This is a genomic window from Tateyamaria sp., assembly GCF_059783535.1.
Genome location: NZ_JBYNDP010000042.1, coordinates 21,382 through 30,093, shown reverse-complemented (window position 1 = coordinate 30,093; position 8,712 = coordinate 21,382). Strand labels below are relative to the sequence as shown.

At 60.1% G+C, this 8,712-nt stretch carries 8 protein-coding genes and 1 pseudogene; 6 read left to right on the top strand and 3 right to left on the bottom strand.

The annotated features are described in order from the left end of the window. The 6 genes and pseudogenes from AC6RA8_RS10360 to AC6RA8_RS10335 all read left to right on the top strand — a co-directional run. Window positions 1–300 (top strand): annotated as a pseudogene (locus AC6RA8_RS10360) (dihydroxy-acid dehydratase); the annotation flags it as partial. A 10-nt stretch (window positions 301–310) separates the two neighbouring features. Beyond that, a complete protein-coding gene (locus AC6RA8_RS10355; protein ID WP_500352601.1) occupies window positions 311–1,153 on the top strand; it encodes a fumarylacetoacetate hydrolase family protein in 843 nt (280 codons plus the stop codon). Continuing rightward, entirely contained in the window at window positions 1,146–2,078 is a 933-nt protein-coding gene (locus tag AC6RA8_RS10350; protein WP_500352599.1) for a 2-hydroxyacid dehydrogenase, read from the top strand. Before AC6RA8_RS10355 ends, AC6RA8_RS10350 begins: the two co-directional genes overlap by 8 nt. Continuing rightward, window positions 2,071–3,159 carry a mandelate racemase/muconate lactonizing enzyme family protein gene (locus AC6RA8_RS10345; protein WP_500352598.1) on the top strand — a complete coding sequence of 363 codons (1,089 nt, stop codon included), beginning with the start codon at window positions 2,071–2,073 and terminating at the stop codon, window positions 3,157–3,159. Before AC6RA8_RS10350 ends, AC6RA8_RS10345 begins: the two co-directional genes overlap by 8 nt. 46 nt (window positions 3,160–3,205) lie before the next feature. After that, window positions 3,206–4,138, top strand: a complete 933-nt coding sequence (locus AC6RA8_RS10340; RefSeq protein ID WP_500352596.1) for an AraC family transcriptional regulator — start codon at window positions 3,206–3,208, stop codon at window positions 4,136–4,138. Then, window positions 4,131–4,610 carry a TrmO family methyltransferase domain-containing protein gene (locus AC6RA8_RS10335; RefSeq protein ID WP_500352595.1) on the top strand — a complete coding sequence of 160 codons (480 nt, stop codon included), beginning with the start codon at window positions 4,131–4,133 and terminating at the stop codon, window positions 4,608–4,610. The genes AC6RA8_RS10340 and AC6RA8_RS10335 overlap by 8 nt, the downstream gene beginning before the upstream one ends. A gap of 94 nt (window positions 4,611–4,704) precedes the next feature. On the opposite strand, the gene AC6RA8_RS10330 is transcribed toward AC6RA8_RS10335, so the two are convergent. From AC6RA8_RS10330 to gpmI, 3 genes are read right to left on the bottom strand one after another with little or no spacing between them, the layout of a single operon-like run. Continuing rightward, window positions 4,705–6,069, bottom strand: coding sequence for a S41 family peptidase (locus tag AC6RA8_RS10330; RefSeq protein WP_500352594.1), 1,365 nt, complete (start codon window positions 6,067–6,069; stop codon window positions 4,705–4,707). 6 nt (window positions 6,070–6,075) lie between these two features. Next, complete coding sequence (locus tag AC6RA8_RS10325; protein ID WP_500352592.1) at window positions 6,076–7,200, bottom strand: murein hydrolase activator EnvC family protein; 1,125 nt, start codon at window positions 7,198–7,200, stop codon at window positions 6,076–6,078. Then, entirely contained in the window at window positions 7,197–8,708 is a 1,512-nt protein-coding gene (gene gpmI / locus AC6RA8_RS10320) for a 2,3-bisphosphoglycerate-independent phosphoglycerate mutase (RefSeq protein WP_500352591.1), read from the bottom strand. Before gpmI ends, AC6RA8_RS10325 begins: the two co-directional genes overlap by 4 nt. Window positions 8,709–8,712 lie beyond the last annotated feature (4 nt).

Here is an 8,712-nt window from a genome sequence, read left to right as displayed (position 1 = left end):
ATCCTCAACGCCTCGCCCGAGGCGGCAGATGGCGGCGGCCTGGCGCTTTTGGAAAACGGCGACCGCGTGCGCATCGACCTCAAGAAATGCACCGCCGACATGCTGGTAGACGACGCCACGCTCAAGGCCCGCGCCGAAGCCATCATGGCCGCAGGTGGCTACAAGGTCCCCGAAAGCCAAAGCCCATGGCAAGAGATCTTCCGTGACTACGTGGGTCGCTTTGACGAGGGCATGACCCTGCGCGGCTCGACCAAATATCAAGACATCTCGCGCCGCTACATGCCGCGCGACAACCACTAAGGGGCCCTATATGAAACTCGTAAGATACGGTGACGCAGGTCACGAAAAACCCGGCCTCATGGATGGAGACATACTCCGCGACCTCAGCGGCCACATCGACGACATCCACGGCGCCACCCTCGACGACGCCACCCTCGACAAGCTGCGCGCCATCGACTCTGCCACCCTTCCCGCGGTCGACGGCAATCCCCGCATCGGCCCCTGCGTCGGCAACATCGGCAAGTTCCTCTGCATCGGCCTCAACTACTCTGACCACGCCGCCGAACAGGGCCTGCCGATCCCTGAACACCCCATCCTGTTCTTCAAGGCAAACTCCGCCATCGTCGGCCCCAATGACGACGTGGTCATGCCGCGCGGCTCCCAACGCACGGACTGGGAAGTCGAGTTGGGCGCGGTTATCGGCAAAACGTGCAAATACGTCTCCAAGTCCAACGCGCTCGACTACGTGGCGGGCTACTGCATCGTCAACGACGTCTCCGAACGCGAGTTCCAACAGAACCTCACCGGCCAATGGACCAAGGGCAAATCCTGCGACACCTATGGACCTACGGGACCGTATCTCGTGACGCGCGACGAAATCCCAGACCCGCAAGCTCTCGACATGTCACTGTCGGTCAACGGTCAACGGATGCAGACCGGAAACACGTCGACCATGATCTTCACCGTAGCCGAGATCATTGAACACCTATCGCACCTCTTCACGCTCCACCCCGGCGATGTGATCAGCACCGGCACGCCCCCAGGCGTGGGCGACGGGATGAACCCCAAAACCTACCTCAAGGTGGGCGACGTCATGGAACTCGAAATCGCGGGCCTCGGCACCCAACGCCAAGAGGTGAAGCAAGATGCCTGATCTTCTCCAAATCGGCGGCATTACGGATGACATGCGCACCCGTCTGGCGGAACGCTTCACCATCCACCAGGCCACCGGCGACTACCCGGCAGACGCGATCACCCATATCGTGACCAACGGCCATGACGGCGTGCCCGCCGACATCCTCGCCAAATGCACGAACGCCCAGGTCGCCGCCAGCTATGGCGTCGGCTACGATGCCATCGACACCGACGCCTGCGTCGAACGGGGCATTATCGTCACCCACACGCCCGGTGTGCTGAACGCCGAAGTGGCAAGCACGGCCATCATGCTGATGCTCACCAGCTTCCGAAATTTCCTGTCGGACGAGGCGCATGCCCGCTCCGGCAAATGGGAAACCGAAGGTAATGCCCCCCTGTCACGCAGCGCCGACAACCGGCGCGTCGGCATCCTTGGCCTCGGGCGCATCGGCCAAGCCATCGCGGACAAGCTCAAGGCGTTCGACGCCGACATCCACTACCACACCCGCAGTGAAAAGGACGTGCCCTACACCTACCACGCCAACCTCGTGGATATGGCACGCGCGGTCGAGGTCATCATTTGCATCACCCCCGGCGGCCCCTCCACGCACCATATCGTCAACGCCGAGGTGATCGAGGCGCTGGGACCGGAGGGTACGCTCATCAACGTTTCCCGTGGCTCCGTGATTGACGAGGCAGCCATGATCGCCGCCCTGCAATCGGGCAAACTCGGCTACGCCGCGCTGGACGTGTTCGAGGAAGAACCCAAAATCCCCGACGCGCTCAAAACCATGTCCAACGTCATCCTCCTGCCCCATGTGGGCAGCGCCACCCATGAAACACGGGCGGCCATGGGCACGCTTGTCGTGGACAACCTGATCAGCCATCTCGACAACGGCCTCGTGATTACGCCCGTGCCCGAGACAAAGCACCTCAATGGCTAGGATCACCGATGTCACCGCGCGCCTGTTCGCCGTTCCGCTCGATGAAATCCTCGTCGATGCCAAGCACGGCGATCACAGCCATTTCCACCTGATCACGGCAACGGTCACGCTGGACGACGGGCGCACAGGCACCGGCTACACCTACAATGGCGGGCGCGGCGGGCACGCCACGGCTGCGATGATCACCCACGACCTCGCGCCGTTCCTGATCGGACAAGATGCCGAAAACGTGGAACAGCTCACCCACGCCATGGACGAGCACCTGCACTATGTGGGCCGGGGCGGCATCCTCTCTTTCGCCATTTCTGCAGTGGACATCGCCTTCTGGGACGCGCGGCTGAAAGGCACCGGCCAGTCGCTGGTCCAGGCCGCAGGCGGCGCATCAGACCGATGCAAGGCCTATGCGGGCGGCATCGACCTCGGCTTCGATCTGCCCAAGCTGCTCGACAGCATCCGCACCTACCTCGCCCGCGGCCACAACGCCGTCAAAATCAAGATCGGCCAACCGACTGAGGCCGAAGACGTAAAACGGATCAAAGCGGTCCGTGATCTCATCGGCCCCGACATCACCTTCATGGTCGACGCCAACTATTCGATGACCACGGATCAAGCGATCAGCATGGCGAATGCGGTCGAGGATCAAAACATCACATGGTTCGAAGAGCCCATCGAACCGGACTACTTCGAAGACTTCGCACGCATTCGCAACGCCGGCGGCATCAAGGTCGCGCAGGGCGAAAACCTGCATACAATGCACGAGTTTCGCCGCGCCCTGCCCCACGTGGACTTCATTCAACCCGACGCCTCCAATTGCCTCGGCATCACCGGCTGGCTGGAAGTCGCGAAAATGGCCAAGGACGCAAATGTCCCGGTCTGCAGCCACGGGATGCAGGAACTGCACGTATCGCTCGTGTCCTCACAACCCCATGGCGGCTGGCTTGAAGTACACAGTTTCCCCATTGACCGTTACACAACCCGGCCTTTGGTGATCGAAGATCACCTTGCCGTTGCGCCGAACGTCCCCGGCATCGGGGTTACGTTTGATTGGAGTAAACTGACCGCACACGAGGTAACGCTATAGCGGGATCGCGCAGAGATTTTCCCATGGTTGGCTCTCTCGGGTGACGATGAAAAAAACAGGCATCCATCCAAAGAAGCAAAGAACCGCCAGCGACTATCACAAGCGCATAGAACGCATCGTGGATGTCATCCGCGCCCATCCTGCGCACCCGTTCACGGTAAAAGAGCTTTGCGAGCAAGCGGCATTCTCGGAATTTCATTTCCACCGCGTGTTCAGAGCGGTCACCGGCGAATCCGTAGCACAGTGTATCGCCCGTCTCCGGCTGGAGATGGCTGCCAGCGCGCTCATCTATCGAAGGCAAGTCTCCGTTACTGACATTGCGCTGAGCTGCGGTTTTTCCAGCAGCGCAAATTTCTCAAAGGCGTTCCGAAAAAACTATGACTGTTCGCCCACCCAGTATCGGCGCGCTCACCCTGCCGATTTCAGAAAGCGCAGGATGGGAAAAGTCACGCGAGCCAAGCCTGTGTATCGAGACGACATGAGCGTCGATGTTGAAATCAGGACCATGCCGGAACGCAGGCTTGCATGCCTCCGACAAGTCGGTCCGTACAGCCATGCCAGTATCAGCGGCCTGTACACCGATTTGGCCGAATGGCACCTATCGGCCCTTGGGCGACCTGCCCCCGACAAAGCAATCAGCATCACATGGTCCGATTCTGCATTGGCGGATCAGGATACATGGCGGCTGGATGCTTGCTATGAGGTCCCATGGGGCACAAAGGCAACCGGCCAAGTCATGCTGCGCACCCTTGCCGGAGGACCTGTGGCATGTCTGAAAACTGAAATCCCAGAAACCGAGATGGACCGCATCTTGGCCTGTTGGGACCACCTGTTGTCAGATTGGTTGCCGCACTCCGGCTGTGAGCCTGCAGATCGCCCTGCCTTTGAGGTTTACCGCAGTGCCCAAAAACGGTCCGGCTTCGACGTCACGCTCTGTCTTCCACTAGCGAACAAACATGCGGAGCATGAAGATGAATGACACCTACTCTCTAAACCCTATTGGTCACTGCGAGATGATCGAAGGACAGTTTGCGATACGGTTGATGCCTGAGGCCAAAGGCGGATTGGAAGGATTGGAGAACTTCAGTCACGCTATAGCTCTTTGGTGGGCACATGAGGCAGACAGCGACGCGCAGCGTGCGCGCCGCAGCATCATGTCGCCCTACACCGCCACCTCGGGCGAGTTAGGTGTATTTGCCACGCGCTCCGAAGCGCGCCCCAATCCCATAGGCCTGTCCGTGTTCTCAATCGCTGGAGTCGATCACAGCGCCGGGATCGTATTTTCCCACTATTTCGACATGGTGCAGGGCACGCCGATTATCGACATCAAGCCATACTTCCCGGCTTCGGATCGTGTGGAAAGTGCCCGCATCCCCGACCATTTCAGCCATTGGCCAAACTCGGTTGAAGCATCCGCCGCATTTGATTGGGAGAAGGAATTCAGAGCCTAGGGTAAGCGCTCCGATCCGTTTGCGTGGGCTCGTTCCTCAACACGCAAAACCCGAACGAGTGGCGCACGGTGGAATAGACCACCGTGCGCTTTGCTTATTTGGAGCTTGTTCTGCGGTCCTCTTCGACCGGGCCCAGCGCATTCAAACCTTTCAGGATGTCGATGGCATAGGCCAGCTGGTAATCCTCTTCACGCAGGTCTGCTGCTGCCTGGGCCTTTGCCCGGTCTTCCTCGATCTGGCGCACCTGATCATCGGTCAGCGAGTCATTGTCGAGGCTACCGCGCAGATCGCCCTCGGTCCGGGGACCGACTGCACTTGCCGGTTCGTCCTCTTCCTCGGTCGCGGGGCTGCGGCGGGGTTGCTCTACAATGATGTCCGGGCTCACGCCCAGCGCTTGAATCGACCGGCCGGACGGCGTGTAATACCGCGCCGTGGTCAAGCGCATGGCGCCATCTCCGCGCAGTGGCATGACCGTCTGAACAGAGCCTTTGCCGAAGCTCTTGGTGCCAACCACGATAGCGCGGCGGTGATCCTGCAATGCGCCCGCGACAATCTCGGACGCCGAGGCCGATCCGCCATTGATCAACACAACAATCGGCTTGCCCTTCGCCAGGTCGCCCGGCGTGGCATTGTATCGGTCGCCGTCCACTGGATCGCGGCCACGGGTCGATACAATCTCGCCTTCTTCCAGGAACGCGTCCGAAACGCGAATGGCTTGGGTCAACAGCCCGCCGGGATTGTTCCGTAGATCAAGGACAAACCCGTTGACGTTGTTCATCCCGCCAAGGGCTTCAACCTCTTCTTCCAGCTTGGACATAAGGTTCGGCGTGGTCTTGTCGTTGAACGTGGTCACGCGCAACACGACCGTATCGCCTTGGGTCCGGCTGCGCACCGCCTGCAACTCGATCGTGTCCCGAATGATCGACACATCAAAGGGCTCGTTCTCGCCTTCGCGGACAACCGTGATGATAATCTCGGACCCGACCGGGCCGCGCATACGATCCACGGCGGCGTCTAGTGTCAGTCCCAGCATCGACTCGCCATCGACGTGGGTGATGAAGTCACCTGCTTCGATCCCGGCTTCGGCGGCAGGCGTGCTGTCGATGGGCGACACGACCTTGATGAAACCCTCTTCCTGGGTCACTTCGATGCCCAGGCCACCAAACTCACCCCGCGTCTGCACTTGCATCTGCGCCGCGTCATCGGGCGACAGGTAGCTTGAGTGCGGATCGAGCGATGTCAGCATGCCATCAATGGCCGCTTCGATCAGCTCCCCGGGTTCAACATCTTCGACGTACTGGTTGCGGATGCGTTCGAAGATGTCACCAAACAAATCCAACTGCTCATACACAGTCGCGTTCGACGCACTTTCCTGCGCCAGAAGTGGTCCGGCGACCTGCGTCGTGGCGATTGCACCTGCCATCGTTCCGCCCAAGGCGGCCATCACGAATTTCTTCATTCCAGCTTATCCATCCTGTTCGGTGCTGAACCACGTGAGTGGGTCCATTGGCACATTATTATCTCTTACTTCTATATAGAGCGTTTCCGAGCGGTCAGTACCACCCCCTTCACCACCTGTTGATTGGCCATTTTGTGCCGGAAGCCCGCCCATCAGGCCCAAAGGTGTGCTTGCTGCGATGATCTGTCCCGTCTCGCCGTAGCTGATCGCCATCCCCGCAAGGATAATCAGGGTTTCGGGGCGGGGTTCAAGAATCGTGACTGTGCCGAAGTCCAAAAGCGGCCCGACATAGCGCAATGTGGCCGCAGTTGGCGACGTCACCAACGTGCCGGGGCGGGTCGCCAACAAGATACCGGGGCGGGTGATGCCAGCAGCATCGGGCTCTCCAGAACGTCGCAGGATAACACCACGCGCGGGCATTGGAAATTCACCGATCAGGTCATCAATCTGCGGAGGTGTCCAACCTGCGTCCCCTTCAGCGATGCTGGCCAATCCACTCGAAAACGCATCCAGAGTTTCCGCGGACGCGATCAGGATCGCGGTCCGCACCGGATCTTCGGTAAACCTTTGGGGCAGATCCGTCCGTTCTGCCATCGCCTGGTTCAGGGCGGATCGCGCGGTCTGTACCTCGGACAACCCGGTTTGCAGTTGCTTTGCCGCCTGCTCCTGCAACACACGCAGGCTCTCGACATCGTTCAAGTCCTGCCGCAACTGGCTTGCACGCTGGTTTAAAGCGGGGGTGAGTTCTGCCAACAACATCCCTGCGCGCGCAGTTCCGTTTGGACCGTCGGGATGCAGAAAGGCGGTCGGTGACTGGCCCGGGCTCAGGGTTTGCAACACTGCAACAAGCTGGGCGATCTCGGCATCGCGGGCCTGAAGCTGACCGCGCAGCTGCGCCTCTCGTATGGATGCCCGGCGCAACCCTGCCCGCATCGCAGCAAGCCCTGCTTCGTAGGCGTGCACTGTATCCGTCAAGGCTCGCACTCGGTCGCGCGCGCTGTCAGCCTCTGACAAGCGGACCGAGGCTGCTTCAAGCTGCGCACCGGCATCACGTGCAAGCGCACCGGCGTCGTCCTGCGCGGACAGGGGAAGCGCGAAACACATCAAAAGAGCTGTGGCCAGACGTCTCATGTAATCAGACTAACGCCCGTCATTTCTTCCGGTTGCTCCAGCCCCATGAGTTGCAGGATCGTCGGTGCCAGATCTGCCAGCTTGCCATCCCCGACCGTCCCTTCGGCACCGATCAATGCCACCGGGACCAGATTGGTGGTATGGGCTGTGTGCGGGGTGCCGGTCTCGGGATCAATCATCGTCTCACAATTCCCATGATCGGCTGTCAGGATCATCGCACCACCAGCCTTTTCAAGGACGGGCAGTACGCGACCCAAACCGGTATCCACGGCTTCGCAAGCCGCAATTGCGGCATCCAGATCGCCCGTGTGTCCCACCATGTCCGGGTTGGCATAGTTCACGACGATAAGGTCATAGCCCTCTTCAATGGCCGCAATGAACTTGTCCGTGACTTCAACGGACGACATTTCAGGCTGCAAATCGTAGGTGGCAACGGCAGGGGATTTCGGCATCGCGCGATCCTCTCCCGTCTCCGGTTGCTCTTCGCCGCCATTCAGGAAGAAGGTGACATGCGGGTACTTCTCGGTCTCGGCCAGCCGGAACTGGCGCAGCCCTGACTTGGCAACCCAAGCCCCCAAAGTGTTAACGATCTCGGGCTTGGGATAGACGGTCGTCATATACGCTTTGTGCTCTTCCGAATAATCCGCCATGCCGATCAGCCCGGACCACTCCGGACGGCCCTCCGGCGCAAAGGCATCAAAGCCGGGATCGCCGAGCGCCGCCATGATCTCTCGCGCGCGGTCAGCCCGGAAATTCAGACAGAACAGCCCATCGCCATCCTTGGCACCCTTGTAGCCGTCCATGACCGTGGCAGGAATGAATTCATCGGTCTTGTCGTCGTCATACGCCGCTTCAATCGCCGCCTGTGCGTTTTCAACGATATGCGCATCGGCCCGCACCATAGCGGCAAAGGCCGTTTCAACCCGGTCCCACCGGTTGTCACGATCCATCGCAAAGTAGCGGCCCGTCAACGTCACGATCCGCGCGCCAGCGGGCAGGGCATCATGCAATTGCTCAAGACAGGTCAGCGCAGATTTCGGGGCCACATCACGTCCATCCGTGATGGCATGTATCAACACCGGCAGCCCTGCATCGGTGCAGGCCTTGGCAGCGGCAACCATGTGATTGATATGGCCATGCACACCACCATCAGACAAAACACCCATCAGATGCGCACGTCCGTCCGCTTCCTTGATCCGTGCAATCCAGTCGGTCAGGCGGGGATTGCGGAAAAAGCTGCCGTCCTCGATCGCGAGGTCAATCTGGCCCAAATCCATCGCCACGACACGACCGGCACCGATATTGGTGTGACCCACTTCCGAGTTACCCATCTGCCCGCGTGGCAAACCCACGTCCGGACCATGGGTGATCAGGGTCGCGTGGGAACAGGTGTCCATGATACGATCAAAGGTCGGTGTCCGGGCAAGCTTCGGTGCGTTCCCCGTTTCATCCTCGCGCAGACCCCAGCCATCCAGAATGCACAAAACAACAGGTTTGGGTGGTGCCATTGCG